The following is a 21,444-nucleotide window of genomic DNA, read 5'->3' on the forward strand; positions in this document are numbered from 1 at the left end:
TAATACCCCCGGTTTTTTCTATCATATCGGATGTGTACGGATCCTGTCAAGGAAAATCCGGGCAGTTCAATTGACAGAAGGAGGAAAATGAAATATGATAGTAGGGAAAATTATATCTGTATGTCATACATAAAATCCATGGAGGTACTTATGAGCGTAAGACGAATCTATGTGGAGAAGAAAAAGCCTTATGCAGTTCAGGCAAAGGAACTGAGGGAGGAGCTTTTAAGCTATCTTGGAATCAGTACGGTGACCGGCGTGCGCGTGCTGATCCGCTATGATATTGAAAATCTGTCTGATGAGACCTATGAAAAGTCCAAGGGCACGATTTTTTCGGAGCCTCCCGTTGATATTCTCTATGAGGATGATTTTCAGCACAACCCGGAAGACACCGTGTTTTCCGTGGAATATCTGCCCGGCCAGTTCGACCAGAGAGCCGACTCCGCAGAGCAGTGCGTGAAGTTGCTTAATGAGAATGAGGAGCCGGTGATCCGGAGCGCGACTACCTATGTGATCGAGGGAACCATGACGGCGGAGCAGAAGGAAGCGGTCAAGGAGCACTGCATTAACCCGGTGGACAGTCGTGAAGCATCGGCGGCTATTCCGGAGACACTGATCACAAAATTCGCGGAGCCTGCGGATGTAGCAGTGTTCGAGAATTTTGCGGAAATGCCGGAGGCGGAATTAAAGAAGCTGTATGATTCCTTAAATCTGGCGATGACCTTCAAGGATTTTCTGTATATTCAGGATTATTATAAGAATGAAGCGCACCGGGAGCCGACCATGACCGAGATCCGCGTGCTGGATACCTACTGGTCAGATCACTGCCGTCATACTACCTTCCAGACGGAGTTAAAGAATGTGACATTCACAGACGGCGATTACAAGGTGCCTATTGAGAAGACCTATGAGCAGTATGTGGAAGACCGCAAAGAGATCTTTAAGGGACGTGACGACAAGTTTGTCTGCCTGATGGATCTGGCGCTCATGGCCATGAGAAAGCTGAAAAAGGAAGGAAAATTAGACGACCAGGAGGAATCGGACGAGATCAACGCCTGCAGTATTGTGGTGCCGGTGGAGGTTGACGGCAAGGTTGAGGAATGGCTGGTGAACTTCAAGAATGAGACCCACAACCACCCGACCGAGATCGAGCCGTTCGGCGGTGCGGCAACCTGCCTCGGCGGTGCGATCCGCGATCCCCTTTCAGGACGTACCTATGTATATCAGGCTATGCGTGTGACCGGTGCGGCAGATCCGACGGTTCCCGTATCGGAGACCATGAAGGGCAAGCTGCCCCAGAAAAAGCTGGTCCGCAGCGCAGCCCATGGCTACAGCTCCTACGGCAACCAGATCGGTCTTGCTACGGGCTATGTAAAAGAAATTTATCACCCGAATTATGCGGCAAAGAGAATGGAGATCGGTGCGGTTATGGGCGCAGCACCCAGACGTGCCGTGATCCGCGAAAATTCCGATCCCGGTGATATCATTATCCTGCTGGGCGGACGGACAGGCCGTGACGGAATCGGCGGTGCGACCGGTTCCTCCAAGGTGCATACCGAGTCCTCCATCGAGACCTGCGGTGCGGAGGTACAGAAGGGTAATGCGCCCACCGAGCGGAAGATCCAGAGACTGTTCCGCCGGGAAGAAGTAAGCCACATGATCAAGAAGTGCAACGACTTTGGAGCAGGCGGCGTATCCGTTGCCATCGGTGAGCTGGCAGCCGGCCTGGAGATCGATCTGGATAAGGTGCCGAAGAAGTATGCCGGTCTGGACGGAACGGAGATTGCCATCTCCGAGTCCCAGGAGCGTATGGCCGTTGTTGTGGATAAAAAGGATGTGGATCAGTTCCTGGCTTATGCCAATGAGGAAAATCTGGAGGCTGTTCCGGTTGCAGTTGTGACCGAGGAGCCGAGACTGAAAATGTTCTGGCGCGGCAGGACCATCGTGGACATCAGCCGTGCATTCCTGGATACAAACGGTGCGCATCAGGAGACGGATGTGGCTGTGACGGTGCCCGGAAAGAAGGGAAATCTCTTCGATAAAGAGTCGGTAAGCGATGTGAAGGCAAAGTGGCTGGAGACCATGAAGGATCTCAACGTATGCTCCCAGAAGGGCCTTGTGGAGATGTTCGACAGCTCCATCGGCGCCGGTTCGGTTTACATGCCTTACGGCGGAAAGTATCAGATGACGGAGACCCAGGCCATGGTGGCGAAGCTTCCCGTTCTGAACGGAAAGACCGATGTGGTGACCATGATGAGCTACGGCTTTGATCCGTATCTGTCCTCCTGGAGCCCGTATCACGGGGCCGTTTATGCAGTGGTTTCTTCAGTGGCAAAGATCGTGGCCGCAGGCGGTGATTATAAGAAGATCCGTTTTACCTTCCAGGAGTATTTCCGGAGAATGACCGAGGATCCCACCCGCTGGGGCGAGCCCTTTGCGGCGCTTCTCGGCGCGTATAATGCACAGCTGGGCTTCGGGCTTCCGTCCATCGGCGGAAAGGACAGTATGTCCGGTTCCTTCAATGAATTAGATGTACCTCCGACTCTCGTTTCCTTTGCTGTGGATGTGGCGAAGGAGCAGACGATTATCACACCGGAGTTAAAGAAGGCCGGAAACAAGCTGGTGCTGTTTGCCATTGAAAAGGATGAATACGATCTTCCGGTTTATGAGCAGCTTATGGATCAGTACGGAAAGATCTTCGCGGATATCAAGGCAGGAACCATTGTTTCTGCGTATGAGGTGGAGCGTCACGGAATCGCGGAGGCGGTATCCAAGATGGCGTTTGGTAACCGTATGGGCGTGAAGATCGAGCATAACATCGCTCCCGAAGATCTGTTTGCGGCAGGCTGGGGCAATGTGATCGCTGAGGTTCCTGCCGACAAGGTACAGAACCTGTCCGGCTGCTATACGGTAATCGGTGAAGTGACCGATACTGGTGCCATTGAATATCAGAATATGAAGATTGATCTCATGGACGCGCAGGCGGCATGGGAGAAGCCTCTGGAGAAGGTATTCCCGACTTCCTCCGGCGTGGAGCAGACTCCGGTGACGGATAAGCTTTACAAGGCCGATCAGATTTATGTATGTAAACACAAGGTGGCAAAGCCTACCGTATTTATTCCGGTATTTCCCGGAACCAACTGCGAGTATGACAGCGCCAGGGTCTTTGAAAAGGCTGGTGCAACTGTTATTACAAAGGTACTGAAAAACATCACGGCAGAGGATATCCGTGATTCGGTGGAGATTTTCGAGAAGGCCATTGCCCAGTCACAGATCATCATGTTCCCCGGCGGCTTTTCCGCAGGTGATGAGCCGGAGGGCTCCGCGAAGTTCTTCGCGACGGCATTCCGCAATGCCCGCATGAAAGAAGCCGTGGAGAAGCTCTTAAATGAGCGGGACGGCCTCATGCTTGGTATTTGCAACGGCTTCCAGGCCCTGATCAAGCTTGGTCTTGTGCCTTACGGCGAGATCCGTCAGCAGACAGAGGATTCTCCGACCCTGACCTACAATACCATCGGCCGTCATGTATCCAAGATGGCATATACCAAGGTCGTGTCCAATAAGTCCCCCTGGCTGCAGCAGGCCAAGCTGGGAGGTGTGTACTGTACGCCGGTTTCCCACGGTGAGGGCCGCTTCGTAGCAAGCGAGGAATGGCTGAAGAAGCTGTTTGAGAACGGACAGGTAGCAACTCAGTACGTTGACCTGGACGGCAATCCCACCATGGAGGAGACCTGGAATCCCAACGGATCCTACCAGGCCATCGAGGGCATTACCAGCCCCGATGGAAGAATCTTCGGCAAGATGGCTCACATCGAACGCCAGGGCCAGTCCGTCGCCATCAATATCTGCGGCGAACAGGATCTGAAGGTATTCGAATCCGGCGTTGAATACTTTAAGTAAAAGTTCAAAATAAACAATTCAGCACGCAGAAAACTAATTAAACAATTCTGCACGCAGAAATACAGCCAGAACGTTAAGGGCAGATTTATCTGCCCGGAGCGGACTGGCTGTATTTTTATGGGCGGAACGCCCGAAAGTCCCAGACAGGAGCCGAAGGCGGCAGGGCGAGCGGCGCGAGAACCACATAATCTGTTGGATTCCCGCATATACTCATGGAAGCGTTGTCATTTCATGCATGGAAACTTATTCCGGTGAGGTGGGGATATGACGGTTTGGAATCAAAAAGGACATTCAGTTTCTTGGCTTATACGGATTTTTCAGGGAATTCTGATCGGCATCGGCGCGGTGCTTCCGGGAATTTCCGGTGGTGTGTTATGTGTGATGTTTGGAATTTACCAGCCGGTCATGGAACTGCTTTCTGCTCCGAGGCATGCATTGAAAGTCCATGCGGGACTGCTCATTCCGGTCTGCATCGGAGGAGTCGCAGGATTTTTCGGGGTGTCAAAGATTCTTGGATTCTTCCTGAGCATATATGAAACCCAGTTGGTTTGTCTGTTTGTGGGGCTGATCATCGGAATGCTGCCGTCCTTATATCAGGAAGCGGTGGGAGCAGGGAAAAAGGTGATAGCGGGAGAGTGGTTCAGTTTTGGAGCTGCATTTTTCGGGCTGTTGCTGCTTCTTGTCTGGCTGCGGACCGCGAATGCAGTGATCACGCCAAACTGGTTTTGGAATCTGTTCTGCGGTGTCTGTGCGGCGCTGAGTGTCATCGTCCCGGGGCTGAGCTTTTCCACGCTGCTTATGCCGCTGGGATTGTATCTGCCGTTTATTGACGGAATCGGAAATTTCGATGGATCGATTCTGATTCCGGCCGGACTGGGGGCCGCAGCGACCGTGTTCGGTTTTTCCGGAGTTATTACAGAGCTGATGAACCGCCATGAATCGCTATTCCGTTACGGAATTTTCGGAATTGTTCTGGCAGCGACACTCATGACCGTTCCGTATGAAGTATTTTTGGAAAGCATGAGCGCCGCACTGGTGAACGGAGGCTTTCTGGTGGCAGGAATCTTCGGCGGGCTGGTACTGGAGAAAATGAATCAGGTATGATCAAATCTCATAAACCAGCCGGATTTCGGACAGGATCTGTTTTACAGCCTTTTTAGCCTCAGGAAGAGCTTCCAGCATCCAGTCGTGGACCATACCGGGGTAGGTGTAGAGATGGTAGGGTACGTGGGCGTTATGGAGCTTCTGGCGAAGCTGGAGTGCGTCGGCGTAGAGCATATCATTGTCGCCGGTCCAGATGGAAACAGGCGGCAGACCGCGCATGGGTCCGAACAGCGGGCTGACCCGCGGATCAGAAAGCGGCAGGCTGCCTGCATAGAGAAGCGCTGCTTCCCGTCCTCCGTCCGGTTCCAGAATGGGATCCCGGCGGGAAAGGACATTTTTTACCGGATTATCCCCGGTGGCATCGAGGAAGGGCGAGAGAAATAACAATTTTTTCGGAGCGGGAAGCCCCGCCTTCTTTGCGTTCTGGGCAACAGCCAGAGCCAGGTTGGCACCGGCGGAATCGCCCATGAGGATCACACCGCGGGGACAGCGACGGATCAGATCTTCATACAGGGTCATGCAGAACCGCAGGGTCTGGAGGCAGGTATGCTCCGGGATCAGGGGATAATCGGGAACAACCACCGGACAGGCGGTACCCTTTAAGATGGAATCGCAGAGCTTCCAGTGCTTTTTAATGAGGCTGGTCAAAAAAGCTCCGCCATGAAAATAAAGAACGCAGGGCGCATCGGCAGCCCTGGAAAAATCAAGATAGTAGACGGGACGTTCCAGACAGGAATCTGCTTCGACCGTATATCTTTTACGGAAAGCTTCCGGCGGTGTCATGTAGCGGGGATCACCGTGATTGGAGCGGGAAAGCTGAGTCTTTAAATCATCCTTCGCGTTGGTACGAAGTTTATATTGATAGGAAAGGTTACTGAGAATGCTCGGCATAAAAACAACTCCCTTCTGGAAATCTATTGTTTTGAATAATGCAACTTCGTATGGCACTGCTTGTAGTATAACACATAAATCTTCTCCTGTCCTCATATTCTTTAGGGGCGGCGATGGGCTGGCAGGGAGGAGGATACGGCTGTGGAACAGAGAGGGGAGAATGTACTTCGGGAGGAAAAACGAAAGCCGCTTGCTTTGCGGCTGTTTCGGCAGGTCTGTGATCCGCTTCTGTATGTCCTGATGGGCGCGGCGGCGGTTTCGTTTTTTCTGGGGGAGTATGGCGACACGGCAATCATTGCGGCGGTGATTGGAGTCAATGCGGTGGTCGGTGTGATCCAGGAAGGAAAAGCGGCCCGTGCCCTGGAAGCGCTGAAGCAGATGGCCAGTCCACGTGCGCTGGTGAAGGTCGGGGAAGAAATCCGGGAAATGGATGCGGCAGAGCTGATCCCGGGCGATGTGGTAGTTCTGGAGGCCGGATGCAGGGTTCCGGCGGACCTGGAGCTTTTGGAGGCAGTGGGATTAAAAATTGAGGAATCTGCCCTTACGGGAGAATCTGTTCCGGTGGAAAAGGATCGGAACCGTGAAAACCGGGCCTATATGTCCACAACGGTGACGGCCGGACGCGGTCTTGGCGTGGTGACAGCTATCGGCATGAATACGCGGATCGGCCGGATCGCCGGAATGCTTCGGACGGGATCGGCACCACAGACGCCGCTTCAAAAGCGGCTGGCAGAGCTTGGGACATATCTGAGTCTGGCATCTCTGGGGCTTTGTGCACTGTTGTTTCTTCTGGCAGTGCTCCAGAGACGGAACCTTCCGGAAATGTTTCTGACTGCCATATCGTTAGCTGTGGCGGTGGTTCCGGAGGGACTTCCGGCAGTGGTAACCATGGTGCTGGCACTCAGCGTGTCGCGCATGGCAAAGGCCGGAGCCATTGTGCGTCGGCTTCCCAGTGTGGAGACGCTGGGGTGTGTGAGTGTGGTCTGTTCAGATAAGACGGGAACTTTGACAGAGAATAAAATGACGGTGGTGCGCTGCTTTACGGACGGAAGGTGCATGGAGCCTGAGCAGCTTTCCAGAGGAGAAAACCGGGAATTCCTGCAGTGTATTGCCTTATGTAATGACGGGGAATTGACGAAAGCGTCCAGAATCGGAGATCCGACGGAGCTGGCGCTTCTTGATCTGGCGGCCGGCTTCGGACTGTACCGTCATGAACTGGAGCGGCGGTATCCAAGGTGCGGGGAAATTGCCTTTGATTCCGGAAGAAAGTGCATGACGACCATTCACAGGCGGGGCGAAACATTGATCGCTTATACAAAAGGATCGCCGGACGAGGTGCTGGCCTGCTGTACCGGAATCCTGCGGGACGGACGGAGGCTGCCGCTTCGGGAAGCAGAACGGATCCGGTTAAAAAAGGAGCTGCAGGTATTTACCGGGGCTGGACTGCGTGTTCTGGCACTGGCCATGAAAGAAAACAGCGCCTTAAAGGAAATGGGAAACAGTACGAATAACGGGACTGTTTTTGCAGAACGGGAACTGACCTTTTTAGGCTTTGCCGGTATGGAGGATCCGCTCCGCCCGGAGGCGGCTCCGGCCGTGGAAACCTTTCGGAATGCCGGCGTGCGGACAGTGATGATCACCGGTGACAGAGAGGATACGGCCTTTGCCCTCGCAAAGAAACTGGGAATCGCCGGAGAGCGGCGGGAGTGCCTTTCGGGGGAAGCGTTGTCGCTCATGGATGAGGAAGCTTTTCTGCGGGCGCTTCCGGGGATCCGGGTTTTTGCTCATGTGTCGCCGGAGCATAAGGTCCGGATCGTAAAGGCACTGAAGAAAAGCGGCGAAACGGTGGCCATGACCGGTGATGGCGTGAATGATGCCCCCTCGCTGCAGGCAGCCGATGTGGGAGTCGCCATGGGGCGCGGCGGAACGGATGTGGCAAGGAATGCGGCAGACCTGGTTCTGACAGACGACAACTTCTCGACCATTGAGAAAGCGATTGCCCTGGGCAGGGGAATTTATGAAAATATCCGAAAGTCTGTTATTTTTCTTCTGTCCTCCAATTTTGGGGAGATCCTGACCATGATGGCCGCCTTTCTTCTGATCCTTCCGTCCCCGCTGAAGCCAAGTCATATCCTGTGGATCAATCTGATCACGGATTCCCTCCCGGCCCTGGCTCTCGGAGTTGATGTGAACCGGAAGCAGCGCTATATGGAGCGGCCGCCCAGGCCGGAATCGGAAAGCCTGTTTGCCGGAGGCGGGGGCTCCTGCACGATTTTTTACGGAATCCTGATAGCGCTGATCAGTCTGACGGCGTTTTTGCAGATCCCCATCGGGCAGCTTCTCGCGGCGGGACAGCCGCTTTCCACGGAACAGATCCGGGTGGCTCTTTCCGATCCACAGCTTCTGACAAAAAGCCAGACCTATGCCTTTACGGTACTCGGTATGTCCCAGCTGTTTCATGCAGTCGGCATGCGCGATACCGAAACCTCGGTCTTTTGCATGAACCATCTGGCAAACCGGCTGATGCTCCTTTCCTTCGGACTGGGAATCCTGATGCAGCTTCTGGTGACCGAGATTCCGGTATTTATCGGACTGTTCGGAACTGTGCATCTGGAAGGAAGAGAGTGGGGAATGCTATTGACGCTCTCCGCGATGCCCCTTCTGGCTCATGAGCTGCTGCTGATCGGCAGAAAAGGTACGATAAACGGGATAAAAAAATAAGATAAAAACAGATAAGATAAAAGCAGATAAGATAAAAACAGGCAGAATCACGAAAATGCAGGAAAAACGGAAATCACAGCAGCTTTCCCCAAAATACTGTGATTTCCGTTTTCCGGAGGTATATAAGTGAATAGATAAAGAAGCAGCCTGTAAAAATTAAAAGGATTCCGTAACATCTTCAGCGTCAATAAAAACGGTAGAAACCTGGATCGGAACAGGAAGCCTGCTGGAAGAAACAGCCTGCCGGACATATTCCAGAAGGTCTTTGCAGCAGCTTTTTTCGGTTTTGACGATGGTGATGCTCTTGATATCGTTATGCTCGAGAATGTGGCTCAGATTCGTCATAATATCAAAGTCCGCCTCGGGACAGCAGATCAGCGTAAGCTTTCCACGGCTGTAATGTTCGTGAAAATCCGGACAGGCAAAAGCCGTACAGTCGGCGGCAATCAGCAGGTGGGCACCGTGATAATATGGAGACACGATCGGTGCTTTCCAGAGCTTGATCGGCCACTGTATCAACTCACTGCTTTGCTCCGAAAACTGTGTCGGATCAAATTCATCGAAGTTTTTCCATGGATTAAACGGTTCTGACGGCATCGGGGATCCTCCTTAAATATATTTCTGGATTGCTTTCTGAAATTCTTCAATGGCACTGGTATCGCCATCCTCCAGTGCATGGGCAATGCAGTGGGAAATATGATCATTGATGATCTCTTTTCCAAGACCGTTCAGAGCAGATCTGGATGCAGCTATCTGCATGAGAACTGCAGAACAGTCCTCATCGTTATTTAACATCCGTTTTACATATTCCAGATGGCCGATGATCCGGGCCAGACGGTTGATCTGCCGTCGTTTTTCTGCCGGATCATGAACGTGGCCATGATGACGGTGATTCGTTTCTTCTGTCATGTACCAGCGCTCCTTTCCGCCGATCCGGCAAGGAAACGGCAGCCGTTTCCAGGGAATCATTTTGTGTTATTGTGGTATGCTTGCCGCGGTCATGTCTGTATCATAACAGAAGAAAAAACTTCCGACAAGCTCCCAGGGGGGTTATAAAATGAATGAAAAACAAAATTGAAAGATGAAAACAGCTGTCATGAAAGAAAAAATCCCCCCCCAGGGCTTACAAACTCAGATCGAGTCTGTTATAGTAAGTGCGAAAAATGACAGAGAGGAAACGGCTATGGCTAGGACAACGGATCTGACAACAGGAAAACTCTGGAAAAATCTTATCTTATTTGCAATACCGCTGCTGTTAAGCAGTCTGGTTCAGCAATTATATAATACGGTTGATCTGATTTTTGTCGGGAATTTTATTGACAAATCCGCATCGGCGGCCATTGGAGCAAGCAGTCTTCTGATCACCTGTCTGGTGGGATTTTTCGGTGGAATGTCGGTTGGATCCGGTGTGGTTGTTTCCCATATTTTCGGAGCAAGAGATAAATCCGGCCTTTCCAGAGCAGTTCATAATGCCATGGCACTCAGTCTTGTCGGCGGGATCTTTCTCTGTGTGGGAGGATATTTTCTGGCTCCGGTATATCTTCATCTGGTCAATACGCCCGGAACGCTTCAGCCAATGGCGGTATCCTATCTCCGGATCTATCTGTGTTCGCTGGTGTCCATGTTCATTTATAATCTTGGCTCCGGAGTCCTTCGGGCCATGGGGGATTCCAGATCACCGTTATATGCACAGGCAGTCGGCGGACTTGTCAATGTCGTGATGGATTATCTGTTTATCCGGTTATGTTCAAACGGGATCAACGGAGTAGCCTGGGCAACGCTGATCTCACAGACAATGGCAGCTGTGATGGTATTGTATTTTCTTACGAGGCTGGAGCCGGAATACCGGTTCAGACTGAAGAAACTTTCGTTTGATATTCCGATTCTGAAAGAGGTTCTTCGGGTTGGAATACCGGCAGGTGCCCAGTCTCTTGTGATCACCCTTTCCAATGTGATGGCGCAGTATCATATCAATTCCTTTGGGGAGGACTCCATTGCTGCATTTACGGCTTATTTTAAAGTGGAGCTGATCATTTATCTTCCGATTGTGGCCTTTGGACAGGCGATCATGGCATTTTCAGGCCAGAATATGGGCGCAAAGAAGTATGAGAGGATGCGGGAGGGAACCAGAGTATGTCTTCTTATGAGCATCATTACTGCGGCAGTAACCAGTATGCTGGCGTTGGTATTTGGCCGGGAATTATTCCGGATTTTTAATAAAGAGGAATCAGTGATTGCAATTGGATGCCGTCTGATCGGAATTACCTTTCCGTTCTATTTTATCTACTGTATCTTACAGGTACTGGGGGACAGCCTGCGCGGAGCCGGGAAGGTAAAGCAGCCGATGTATATCATTCTGATAAATATCTGCCTGATCCGGACGGGACTTCTGTTCCTGATCGTGCCGAGGGTCAATGATATCCGCGGAGTAGCGGTGACCTATCCGATCACCTGGGCGCTTACGGCAATCTGTATGAGTATATATTATCTGAGGGTATTTCGCAGTTTTAAACAAAAGGAGAAAACCAATGGAGAAGCTTGAACGAGAAAAACGCTGGGCCGGCGGAGATGGCTATAATCGATACATTACGGAAGAGTTTCATTCGTTTCGTAAGAACGCATGGAAAAAACAGCTGGCATATCATCTGGAGCCCGGAGCAGGACTTAAGATTCTGGATGTCGGAACCGGTCCCGGATTTTTTGCTTGTATTCTGTCGGAAGAGGGACAGCTGGTGACGGCAATCGACAGTTCGGAAGGGATGCTGGCACATGCAAGGAAAAATGCAGAAAAGCTAGGGGTTAACCCGGAGTTTAAAAAGATGGATGTGAACCAGTTGGAGTTTTCGGATGATACCTTCGATGCACTGGTCATGAGAAATGTGACCTGGACACTGGAGCAGCCGGAGTTGGTTTATACCGAATTCAAACGTATTTTAAAACCGGGAGGAAAACTTCTGATCTATGATGCAAACTGGCAGATGCACTTCTTTGATCCGGAAAAATTAAAACGGGTACGGGAGCGGGAACAGCATCATTTTGAAAAATACGGAACGAGAGAAGTTGTGTCTTCCGGCGACCTGGAATATTACGCTACGGCGCCGCTGACAAAAATTGAGCGTCCGGCATGGGACATGGAAATGCTTTCCGGGAGACTGGGAATGGAGGTTTCAATCCGGGAGGATATCGGGCGTGAGGTATACGAAGAGTGGGAAAAACAGCTGTATGGAGAATCACCACTGTTTGAGGTCTGTGCGGTGAAAAAACAGGCAGATCATGCACAGAAGAATATGAAAACTTACTGGCAGAAGCGGGCGGAGACTTTTGGATTCCGCAGAGATTCCGAAAGCTTTGCCGCACTGGGCGCAGCAGTTGCCCGTTATGTGCCGGAAAAGCCGTTAAAGGTGCTTGATGCCGGAACAGGAACCGGGATCATCGCGGCGTCCATGGCACTTCTGGGACATGAGGTGACTGGTGTGGATCTGTGTTCCCACATGATTGAGCGTGCAGAGGAAAATCTGAAATCCATGGGGCTTTCTGCGGAATTTATCTGCACGCCGGCGGGAGAACTCCCGTTTCCGGATAATACCTTTGATGTTGTGATCTCCAGAAATGTGACCTGGGCACTTCCGGATCCGGAGGCAGTATTAAAACAGTGGCAGAGAGTGTTAAAGCCGGGCGGTTATCTGATCTATTGGGATGCAAATCATTATTACTATCTGTTTAATGAGGAAGACCGGATCAACCGAAAAAAATTACAGGAGCTTGTAGGAACCGTTCATGGAGATGATGCAGGAAAACAGGTGGATTACAGCCTGTGTGACAGCACAGCACCGGAACTTCCTCTGTCAAAATTTGACAGACCGGCAGCCTGGGATGAAAAGGTACTTCCCAGAATGGGATTTGACCTGATTGCAGAAGAAATCCGGAGACCTCAGAATCTTTTGAAATACGGAATTGCGGAAGGATATTATACCGAATTCTTTATTGCAGCGAAAAATGGAAAGGAAGCGGACTGAATATGGGACGGTATGTGGTAAAACGTCTGCTTTGGCTGATTCCGGTATTGCTTCTGATCTCGTTTGTCACATTTTTCCTGATGTATCTGTCACCGGGAGATCCGGCCAGGATTTTTTTATCCCAGGGCGGTGATGTGCCGACGGCAGAAGCCGTGGCAGAGCTTTCGGAAAAACTGGGACTGAATAAACCGGTCTGGGAACAGTATGGAAGCTGGCTGGTCAATGTGCTCCATGGGAATCTTGGAACCTCGATCTTCACGGGAAATCCGGTGCTCCAGGAGATTACCACGTATTTTCCCAATACGCTGCGGCTGACCGTCCTGGGAATTTTTCTTACGCTTATGATATCAATTCCGGTCGGTATTTTTCTGGCCGTGAGGGAAAATGGAATTCTGGATCATCTGATTCGGGGAATCTGCTTTTTGTTTGGATCGCTTCCCGGTTTTTTTGCAGCGTTTCTTTTGATTTATGTTCTTGGAGTGAAGCTTCGCTGGCTTCCGACTGTAAGCAGCGGCTCACCCCGGGGAATCTGGATTCCGGCACTTACCTTAATGCTTACGCTGTCACCGGGGTATATCCGGCAGATCCGCGGAGCGGTGCTTCAGGAACTGGAGGAACCATATGTCCGCATGGCCCGAGCGAGAGGAATCCGGGAGCGGCTGATCCTGTACAGGGGAGTGCTGCGCAGTGTCGGTCCGTCGCTGATCACAATCGTCGGTATGGGAGTCGGACGGCTTTTGGGAGGAACGGCAATCATTGAAATAGTCTGTACCTATCAGGGACTTGGGCGGCTGGCGGTCAATTCAATCACCAATCGGGATTATCCACTGATGCAGGGCTTTGTATTGGCGATGGCGGTGATCTATGTGCTGGTAAATCTGATCACGGATCTTCTTCATGCCTGGGCCGATCCGCGGATCAGACAGAAACTGACGGAAGAAAATCGAAAGCGAGGAACAAATGAAAAAGAAAAAAAGGCAGTATAATACCTCGCGTATACGGTTTTGGTTCTGGCTGATCCTTGTGCTGCTGCTGTTTCTGGCAGCATGCATGGCACCGTATTTTCTCAGACATGATCCGTTCGAGGTAAATCTTCTTCAGGTAAACAAGGCGCCGGGAAACGGATACCTTATGGGAACCGATTATCTGGGACGATGTATTTTCTGCCGGCTGTTAAAGGGAGCTGCACGTTCGATCTTTGCAGCGCTGGCAGTTGTATTGATCACGTTTGTGATCGGAACAGCAGTAGGAAGCATCTGCGGTTATATCGGCGGTATGTTTGATACGCTGGTCATGCGGTTTGTGGATGCCGTTCAGGCGTTTCCGCAGCTTGTGTTTACGATTTCGGTGGCAGCCATGCTGGGAACCGGAATAGGAAACTGTATCATTGCCATGTCGGCAGTCGGCTGGACCAGCTATGCAAGACTGGCAAGAAGCAAGGTGCTACAGATCAAGGAAAAAACGTATGTTAGTTTTGCCAGAATTTCAGGAGCCGGAAGAACAAAGATCCTGTTTCGGACGATTCTGCCGAACAGTCTGACACCATTGATCGTGGAGGCCAGTATGCACATCGGAAACGCCATTCTTGGGTTTTCCGGACTGTCATTTTTAGGCTTGGGAACTGCTCCGCCCTATCCGGAGTGGGGAACCATGTTAAATGACGGAAAACAGAGCTTCCAGACAGCGCCTTGGACAGTCTTGTATCCAGGACTGGCAATCTTTTTGGTGGTCGTGATCATGGGAATGTTTGGGGACAGTGTCAATGCCCTGATCCGGAAGAAAAAAAGACAATCAGAAACATGAAAGAGAAAAGGAGAATGAACGTGAAAAGAAGAATGAACGTGAAAAGAAAAGGAACAGCGCTTCTCTGTGCGGCAGTCATGGTGCTTGGAGTACTCGCAGGCTGCGGAGGAACAAAACAGGCGGCAGAAAGCGGAACAGGAAAAGCAGAAGCAGGATCGGCAGAAACCAAAAGTGCCGGTGACACAAAAACAAATGATGTGGAATTCACGTTTGCACAAGGAAACAGCAATACAACTGCCGGATTTTCCTTTGATCCTGCAGTAGATTATCAGAGTCAGAAAACAGTAACCATGGGAATCGGGGAAACCTTGTTTGTGCTGGATGATGAGACAAAAGAGGTATGCCCTCATCTGGCAGAAAGCATTGAACAGAAGGATGATACGACCTGGGAGATCAAAATCCGGGACGGCATCACATTCAGTAACGGAAAAGTATTGGATGCGGAAGCCGTGAAACAGGCACTGGATTATATTTTTACCAACAATACCCGGATCGGAACGATGGCTGACTGTGCGTCTATGGAAGCGGACGGACAGATTCTGACCATAAAGACTAACGGAATCGTGGCAATCATGCCCAGAATCTTAACGGAGCAGAATACCGTAATTTTTGATACAGAAGCTTCAGATGATTATTCAAAAGGTGTGATCGGTACCGGACCGTATATTCTGGAGAGCGTTGATGGTGATGGAAACTGTGAACTGGTGAGAAACGAAACATACTGGCAGGGAAAACCGGTGGCTTCCAGAATCCATACGAAATCAAATCTGGATGCGTCTGCGCTGACTCTGGCACTTCAGTCCAAGGAGATCGACTGGGCAGGAATTCAGACCTCGGATCTTCCGCTGTTTGAAAATAATCCGGAGTACGAAGTACTTACCTATAACCCCGGCCGTGTGTATTATCTCTATCTGAATCCCGGATATACGTTTACAGAAGATGATGTACTGCGGAAGGCACTGACCTGTGCGTTTGACCGGGAAGCGATTCTGAATGGCATTTACAGCGGAAGAGGAACGGCTACAAAGGGAATTTTCCCGGAGGATTCTGCTTATTATACGGCACAGGCAGGCGGAATCGATTACAATATCGATCAGGCGAAACAGATTCTTGCGGATGCTGGATATACAGATACAGATGCTGATGGATTCCTTGAGAAGGATGGTGAAAAGGTCCATTTAAAGATTCTTTGTTATTCCGCAAACAATTTTCCGACGCTGAGTGAAGTGCTTCAGGCTGAGCTGAAGGAAATCGGAATTGATTCGGAGATTACCGTTTCGGATGCGATTGTTGACGACTGTAATAAAGGAGAATACAATATCGCTACCTATGGCTATAATACCCAGACATTGGGAGACTGCTATAATTTCCTGAATCCGGTTTTCCACACCGGCGGAACTGCGAACTTTACCGGATTTTCCAATCCGGATGTGGATGCACTTCTGGACGAGATGAAAGAAACATCGGATACTGACAAGAGAGCGGAGCTGGCAAAACAGATCCAGGAAAAAGTATTTGCTGCGGATCAGCATGTATTCCTGCTTCATATTAACCGTTACAATGTGGTACGCTCCAATGTAGAGGGAATGACTCCTATGTTTGGAAGCGATAATGGAAACAGTATGCTGTTATGGCAGTTTGATAAAAAAGATGAGTAGAATACTGACGATTGATAATCTTTGTGTGAGTTATGGAAGTACCCCGGTCCTCCGGGGTGTTTCCCTGTCTGTGGACAGTGGTGAGATCCTCGGTGTGGTCGGTGAGTCCGGAAGCGGAAAGAGTACCACAATCTATGCCGCTTTGGGAATTCTCGGAAGCGGAGGGAAAATAGAAAACGGAACTATCTGCTATAAGCAGAGTGATCTTATGGAACAGAAAAAAGAGGCTCTTCGCGGACTGCGCGGAAAAGAAATGGCACTGATCGCGCAGAATCCACAGGAAGCTTTTTATCCGGTGAGAAAGATCGGAAGCCAGTTAAAAGATCTGGTAAAGAGCCATGGAGGGCTGTCCTATCGGGAGGCAGAGGAACGGATGCTTTCAGCCATGGAGAAAATGAATCTTCGTGACGGAAAAAAGCTTTTAAAAAGTTATCCGTTTGAATTGTCTGGTGGAATGAGCCAGCGTGTGTCCATTGCCATGGCGACGGTATTTCGTCCGCAGCTTTTATTCGCAGATGAACCGACCAGCGCACTGGACGCGGCGATCCAGAAACAAGTGGCAGATGAACTGCTGGCAATCCGCAGGGAATCCGGGACAGCAATTTTTCTTGTATCTCATAATATGGGAGTGATTTCTTACATGGCGGACCGGATCGCGGTCATGTATCACGGACTTGTGCTGGAATATGGAAAGAAAGAAGAGGTGATCCGGGATCCGATTCATCCATATACAAAAAATCTGATTCTGGCGGTTCCTTCGATGAAAAGAAAAGCACCGAGAGGAATTCGGATCACAGAGGGAGAAAAAGAACTGCAGGGCTGTCCGTATCAGAGAAGTTGTCCGTGTGCAGAAACACATTGTTTTACGGAAATGCCGGAATTGGCAGAAATAAAGCCCGGACATTTTGTGCGGTGCAGCAAAGCTGAGTGAGGAGGCATGATATGAAGCTGTTGGAAGTCAATGATCTGGATCTTTGTTTTTATTCCGGAAAAGCAGGAAGAATGGTCCATGCGGTCGATACGGTTTCGTTTTCCATGGAAGAGGGAATGTTCCTCGGACTGGCAGGAGAAAGCGGCTGCGGGAAAAGTACCCTTGCCAGGCTGCTTCTGGGATTGAAAAAACCGGATCGCGGCCGGATCATGCTTGATGGGAAAAAAGTCGCCTATCCGTTTCCGCGAGCTGTTTATCAGACCATTCAGATGATCTTTCAGCTTCCGTCCGATTCGTTTGATCCGAGAAAGACCATCGGGAACAGTATGATCGCCATGCAGAAAAATTTTGGGATTTCCAGACAGCAGGCGGCCAAAACAGCAGTCTCACTTTTAAAACGAGTCGGGCTGGAAGAAAATTTTATGAATCGGTATCCGGGAGAAATGAGCGGAGGAGAGTGCCAAAGAGCGGCCATTGCAAGGGCTCTTTCGGTACAACCGAAACTTCTGATCTGCGATGAAGTAACAAGTGCACTTGATGTGAGTGTGCAGGCTCAGATCGTGGAGCTTCTGTACGGACTTCGTGAAGAATACGGACTGGCTATGCTGTTTATTTCCCATGATCTGGCACTGGTGCAGGGATTGTGTGAACGGCTTATGATCATGAAAGACGGAAAGATCATTGAAGCGGGAGAAACAAAAAAAGTGCTTAATGATCCTGAGAATTCCTATACCAGACACCTCATAAACAGTGTTCTGGAAGTGTCATAATACAAAAAACACCTGATCTTTTTTCAGTGTTTCCTGATGGAGCATGAGAGAGGAATGGGTGTTTTTGAGTTTAACCGGATCATGTTCACCTTGTGTTTGTCCGAAAAAAAACGTATACTGAAAAGAGAAGTAAACATATCACAAATTGTATGGATCGGACTGGACGAGGGGCTGTCTCACAGCGGGAGGCGGCAGGAGGGCAGATTATGGAGAAACAATTATATGAACTGATGGACTGGCCGGAAATCGAGGCCGTTGTATATTCGGAAAGCCAGAGGCCAAAGGAGCTTCTCGGCGCTCATAGAACAGAACACGGGATTCTGGTTCAGGCCTTTTTCCCGGAGGCAGAAACCGTGGAGATTGTGACGAATAAAAAGAAGCATATTTCCATGGAGCAGGTGGACGAGGCAGGCTTTTTTGCGGCGCTGATCCCGGGAACAAAGCTTCCGTCCTATCATTATGAGGTGCTCTGGGCGGACGGCACGCGCCGGAGTGAGGAGGATCCGTACCGGTTTCCATCGGTATATACGGAGCAGGATCTGAAGCGGTTTGCGGCAGGAATCCATTATGAGATTTACGAGAAAATGGGGGCGCACCCCATGACCCTGGATGGCGTGTCCGGCGTTTCCTTCTCGGTCTGGGCGCCGAACGCCATGCGCGTGAGCGTGGTCGGCGATTTCAATCTTTGGGACGGCAGACGTCACCAGATGGAAAAGCTGGGAGATTCCGGGATATTTGAACTGTTTGTTCCGGGTGTGGAAGCCGGGGCGCTGTATAAATATGAGATTAAGGGGAAAAACGGGCTGCCCTTCCTGAAGGCAGATCCTTATGGATCTTCTTCCGAGGTCCGTCCGGCCAATGCATCGGTGGTTTGCGATGTCTCCGGCTATTCCTGGCAGGATAAGGACTGGGAGGAGGATAAGGAAAAACGGCTGGAGCACGGAACCCTGACAAGCGGTCCCATGAATATTTATGAGGTCCATTTAGGTTCATGGAGAAAGCCGGAAAAGGCGGAGAAAACAACGGAAGCCGAAAAGGACGGGACGAACAAAACAGCCTCCGGCTCAGATCATGATACGAAACCGGAAGAAGAATTCCTGAATTACCGACAGATCGCGCCGGAGCTGGCGGCTTATGCGAAGGAGATGGGTTATACCCATGTGGAGCTTATGCCGGTCATGGAACACCCCCTCGATGAATCCTGGGGCTATCAGGTGACCGGATATTATGCGCCCACCAGCCGTTACGGCTCGCCGGAGGATTTCAAGGCCTTTATGGATATGATGCATCAGGCGGGGATCGGCGTGATCCTGGACTGGGTTCCGGCCCATTTCCCCAGAGATGCCTTCGGACTGGCGGCTTTTGACGGGGAGCCTCTTTATGAGCATGGAGATCCGAGACGGGGCGCGCATCCCCACTGGGGCACCCTGATCTTTGATTACGGCCGTCCGCAGGTTTCCAATTTCCTGATTGCCAACGCCCTTTACTGGGCAAGGGAGTATCATGCCGACGGAATCCGCATGGATGCGGTGGCTTCCATGTTATATCTGGATTACGGAAAAAATGACGGGGAATGGCTCCCGAATATTTACGGCGGTAACGAAAATCTGGAAGCGCTGGAGCTTTTGAAGCATCTGAATTCGATCTTTAAAAAGAAGAAGATCGGAACGGTGCTCATTGCCGAGGAATCAACGGCATGGCCGCGGATCACCGGCGATGTGGACGATGGGGCAGTCGGCTTTGATTATAAATGGAACATGGGCTGGATGAACGATTTTCTTGGCTATATGCAGTGCGATCCGTTGTATCGGACGTATCATTACGGAGAGCTGACCTTCAGCATGGTCTATGCCTACAGTGAGCGCTTTATTCTGGTGCTGTCGCATGATGAGGTGGTCCATGGGAAGGGCTCCATGGTCGGAAAGATGCCGGGTGAGACCTTCGAGCAGAAGTTTGCCAACCTGCGGGCGGCCTACGGCTTCATGATGCTCCATCCGGGGAGGAAGCTGTTATTCATGGGCCAGGAATTTGCCCAGATGGATGAGTGGAATGAGAAGGAGGAGCTTCAGTGGTATCTGTTAAAATATAAGATCCACAGTCATATGCAGGAGTATGTGAAGGATCTGAATCATTTTTATCAGGAGAACCGGGCACTCTGGGAGCTGGACGATGAAAGTGATGGCTTTGAGTGGATCAACTGCACCAACGCGGAGGAGAACATGGTGGTGTTCCTGCGAAAGGGCAGAAATCCGGAGGATACGCTCCTGGCAGTCTGCAATTTCGTTCCGGTGGCCCATGAGGCATACCGGATCGGCGTTCCGTTCCGTGGGAAATATAAAGAAATTTTCAACAGCGATGCGGAAAAATACGGCGGAACCGGCGTGGTGAACCCCAGGGTAAAGCAGAGCAAGGCGGCAGAGACAGATGAGCGGGAGCAGTCTATTACCATTAAAGCAGCTCCGCTGGGAATCCAGGTGTTCCGCTATGAGCCCATGCCGGAGACGGTGACGGACAATAAGGAAGCAAAGAAAAAACCGGCGGCAAAGCGTTCCAGAGGAAAGACAGCCGGTGTGGCGAAGGTACGGAAAGCGATTATGGAGGAAGAGTAATTGAGGTTTTTGCTGATGACAGAGGAGACCATCGCGGCGGATATGGCCGGGGCGGTAGAGCAGGCGAAGGATACTATGGGAAGCAGGTTTCAGGAGATCTTCGGAAGTCTGCCCTCCAAGGCGGTCTTTTTCGGACTGAAAGCGCTGGTGGCACTTCTTATGTTTCTGGTCGGAAGGAAGCTGATCTGCCTGTGCGTCAAACTGATAGACAAATCCATGGAGCGGGGCGGGACAGAACTGACCGTCAAGAAGTTTGTGAAGATGCTGGTAAAGGCAGCAGGCTACATTCTTCTGGTACTCCTGATCCTGGCGGTGGTTGGGATCCAGTCGACGGCCTTTGCCACGGTGGCCAGCTCTGTGACCGTGGCCCTTGGTCTTGCCCTTCAGGGCAGCCTGGGGAATTTTGCCGGCGGTCTGCTGATCCTGATTTTAAAGCCCTTTAAGGTGGGTGATTATATCATTGAGGACAGTCATAAAAATGAGGGAAAGGTCAAGAGCATCGGGCTGGTTTATACGACACTGGTGACCCTGGACAACCGGGTGATCGTGGTGCCGAACGGAACCCTGGCCAACAGCAGCATGACCAATGTAACGGCTCAGGACAAGCGGCTTCTGGAATTGCATGTAGGTATTTCCTACGAAGCGGACATGAAGCAGGCCAAGGCAATACTGGAGCGTGTTATGGAAGCGGATCCTATGGTATTAAAGGACGAGGAGCGGTTTGCATTCGTGTCCAGCCTGGACGACAGCGCCGTGACCATTGGCTGCCGGATGTGGGTTAAGACCGGTGAATACTGGAAATGCAGATGGCGCATGACGGAAGCCATCAAAGAGGCACTGGACGACGCCGGAATCGAAATCCCATACGGACAGGTCGATGTACACATTCGAAACAGTTAAGAAGAGTGGACACCTGCATCTTTTCCCGAAATTTTTTCTTGCAATCCCTTGACAGTGTGTGCTAATATAAGAAGATGTGTAAATGAGAACGTAACGACAGACATAGAACCTGAGAAACAGAAAGGGAAAGCGGAGAGAATC

15 protein-coding genes are annotated in these 21,444 nt (G+C 50.8%); 12 read left to right on the top strand and 3 right to left on the bottom strand.

Features of this window, described 5'->3' with window-relative positions; genetic code table 11:
- The first annotated feature begins 150 nt into the window (after positions 1 to 150).
- Entirely contained in the window at positions 151 to 3,900 is a 3,750-nt protein-coding gene (locus ACTQ3K_RS08460) for a phosphoribosylformylglycinamidine synthase (protein ID WP_441567805.1), read from the top strand.
- A gap of 264 nt (positions 3,901 to 4,164) precedes the next feature.
- Entirely contained in the window at positions 4,165 to 5,004 is an 840-nt protein-coding gene (locus ACTQ3K_RS08465; protein WP_441567804.1) for a DUF368 domain-containing protein, read from the top strand.
- On the opposite strand, the gene ACTQ3K_RS08470 is transcribed toward ACTQ3K_RS08465, so the two are convergent.
- The gene (locus tag ACTQ3K_RS08470; protein WP_441567803.1) at positions 5,005 to 5,895 is read right to left on the bottom strand and encodes an alpha/beta hydrolase; all 891 of its coding nucleotides are present in this window, start codon (positions 5,893 to 5,895) and stop codon (positions 5,005 to 5,007) included. It abuts the gene before it with no gap.
- 141 nt (positions 5,896 to 6,036) lie between these two features.
- Between ACTQ3K_RS08470 and ACTQ3K_RS08475 the strand changes: the two genes are divergently transcribed.
- On the top strand, positions 6,037 to 8,616 hold the full coding sequence (locus ACTQ3K_RS08475) for a cation-translocating P-type ATPase (protein WP_441567802.1): 2,580 nt from the start codon (positions 6,037 to 6,039) through the stop codon (positions 8,614 to 8,616).
- A 156-nt stretch (positions 8,617 to 8,772) separates the two neighbouring features.
- On the opposite strand, the gene ACTQ3K_RS08480 is transcribed toward ACTQ3K_RS08475, so the two are convergent.
- On the bottom strand, positions 8,773 to 9,213 hold the full coding sequence (locus ACTQ3K_RS08480; protein ID WP_441567801.1) for a hypothetical protein: 441 nt from the start codon (positions 9,211 to 9,213) through the stop codon (positions 8,773 to 8,775).
- Between the two features lie 12 nt (positions 9,214 to 9,225).
- A complete protein-coding gene (locus ACTQ3K_RS08485) occupies positions 9,226 to 9,525 on the bottom strand; it encodes a metal-sensing transcriptional repressor (RefSeq protein ID WP_441567800.1) in 300 nt (99 codons plus the stop codon).
- Positions 9,526 to 9,799: 274 nt separating this feature from the next.
- Here ACTQ3K_RS08485 and ACTQ3K_RS08490 point away from each other — a divergent pair, with 274 nt between their 5' ends.
- The 9 genes from ACTQ3K_RS08490 (at position 9,800) to ACTQ3K_RS08530 (ending at position 21,303) form a co-directional block, all read left to right on the top strand.
- Positions 9,800 to 11,158, top strand: coding sequence for an MATE family efflux transporter (locus ACTQ3K_RS08490; protein ID WP_441567799.1), 1,359 nt, complete (start codon positions 9,800 to 9,802; stop codon positions 11,156 to 11,158).
- On the top strand, positions 11,145 to 12,632 hold the full coding sequence (locus ACTQ3K_RS08495) for a class I SAM-dependent methyltransferase (protein WP_441567798.1): 1,488 nt from the start codon (positions 11,145 to 11,147) through the stop codon (positions 12,630 to 12,632). The genes ACTQ3K_RS08490 and ACTQ3K_RS08495 overlap by 14 nt, the downstream gene beginning before the upstream one ends.
- A gap of 2 nt (positions 12,633 to 12,634) precedes the next feature.
- A complete protein-coding gene (locus ACTQ3K_RS08500) occupies positions 12,635 to 13,618 on the top strand; it encodes an ABC transporter permease (RefSeq protein ID WP_441567797.1) in 984 nt (327 codons plus the stop codon).
- Complete coding sequence (locus tag ACTQ3K_RS08505) at positions 13,593 to 14,435, top strand: ABC transporter permease (protein ID WP_441567795.1); 843 nt, start codon at positions 13,593 to 13,595, stop codon at positions 14,433 to 14,435. Before ACTQ3K_RS08500 ends, ACTQ3K_RS08505 begins: the two co-directional genes overlap by 26 nt.
- A 20-nt stretch (positions 14,436 to 14,455) precedes the next feature.
- Positions 14,456 to 16,093, top strand: coding sequence for an ABC transporter substrate-binding protein (locus tag ACTQ3K_RS08510; RefSeq protein ID WP_441567793.1), 1,638 nt, complete (start codon positions 14,456 to 14,458; stop codon positions 16,091 to 16,093).
- A complete protein-coding gene (locus ACTQ3K_RS08515) occupies positions 16,086 to 17,024 on the top strand; it encodes an ABC transporter ATP-binding protein (RefSeq protein ID WP_441567791.1) in 939 nt (312 codons plus the stop codon). Before ACTQ3K_RS08510 ends, ACTQ3K_RS08515 begins: the two co-directional genes overlap by 8 nt.
- Positions 17,025 to 17,035: 11 nt before the next feature.
- Positions 17,036 to 17,794 carry an ABC transporter ATP-binding protein gene (locus tag ACTQ3K_RS08520; protein WP_441567789.1) on the top strand — a complete coding sequence of 253 codons (759 nt, stop codon included), beginning with the start codon at positions 17,036 to 17,038 and terminating at the stop codon, positions 17,792 to 17,794.
- 206 nt (positions 17,795 to 18,000) lie between these two features.
- Positions 18,001 to 20,403, top strand: a complete 2,403-nt coding sequence (glgB, locus tag ACTQ3K_RS08525; RefSeq protein ID WP_441567787.1) for a 1,4-alpha-glucan branching protein GlgB — start codon at positions 18,001 to 18,003, stop codon at positions 20,401 to 20,403.
- Positions 20,404 to 21,303, top strand: coding sequence for a mechanosensitive ion channel family protein (locus ACTQ3K_RS08530; RefSeq protein ID WP_441567785.1), 900 nt, complete (start codon positions 20,404 to 20,406; stop codon positions 21,301 to 21,303). It begins immediately after the preceding gene.
- The last annotated feature ends 141 nt before the right edge of the window (positions 21,304 to 21,444 follow it).

The organism is Candidatus Paralachnospira sp. LCP21S3_A2 (genome assembly GCF_052118925.1).
Classification (GTDB): Bacteria; Bacillota; Clostridia; order Lachnospirales; family Lachnospiraceae; genus Lientehia.

Coding starts and splice junctions, on each gene's coding strand:
- ACTQ3K_RS08500 (WP_441567797.1), top strand. CDS start 12,635: ATGGGACGGTATGTGGTAAAACGTCTGCTTTGGCTGATTCCGGTATTG.
- ACTQ3K_RS08465 (WP_441567804.1), top strand. CDS start 4,165: ATGACGGTTTGGAATCAAAAAGGACATTCAGTTTCTTGGCTTATACGG.
- ACTQ3K_RS08460 (WP_441567805.1), top strand. CDS start 151: ATGAGCGTAAGACGAATCTATGTGGAGAAGAAAAAGCCTTATGCAGTT.
- ACTQ3K_RS08515 (WP_441567791.1), top strand. CDS start 16,086: ATGAGTAGAATACTGACGATTGATAATCTTTGTGTGAGTTATGGAAGT.
- ACTQ3K_RS08495 (WP_441567798.1), top strand. CDS start 11,145: ATGGAGAAGCTTGAACGAGAAAAACGCTGGGCCGGCGGAGATGGCTAT.
- ACTQ3K_RS08490 (WP_441567799.1), top strand. CDS start 9,800: ATGGCTAGGACAACGGATCTGACAACAGGAAAACTCTGGAAAAATCTT.
- ACTQ3K_RS08470 (WP_441567803.1), bottom strand. CDS start 5,895: ATGCCGAGCATTCTCAGTAACCTTTCCTATCAATATAAACTTCGTACC.
- glgB (WP_441567787.1), top strand. CDS start 18,001: ATGGAGAAACAATTATATGAACTGATGGACTGGCCGGAAATCGAGGCC.
- ACTQ3K_RS08485 (WP_441567800.1), bottom strand. CDS start 9,525: ATGACAGAAGAAACGAATCACCGTCATCATGGCCACGTTCATGATCCG.
- ACTQ3K_RS08480 (WP_441567801.1), bottom strand. CDS start 9,213: ATGCCGTCAGAACCGTTTAATCCATGGAAAAACTTCGATGAATTTGAT.
- ACTQ3K_RS08520 (WP_441567789.1), top strand. CDS start 17,036: ATGAAGCTGTTGGAAGTCAATGATCTGGATCTTTGTTTTTATTCCGGA.
- ACTQ3K_RS08505 (WP_441567795.1), top strand. CDS start 13,593: ATGAAAAAGAAAAAAAGGCAGTATAATACCTCGCGTATACGGTTTTGG.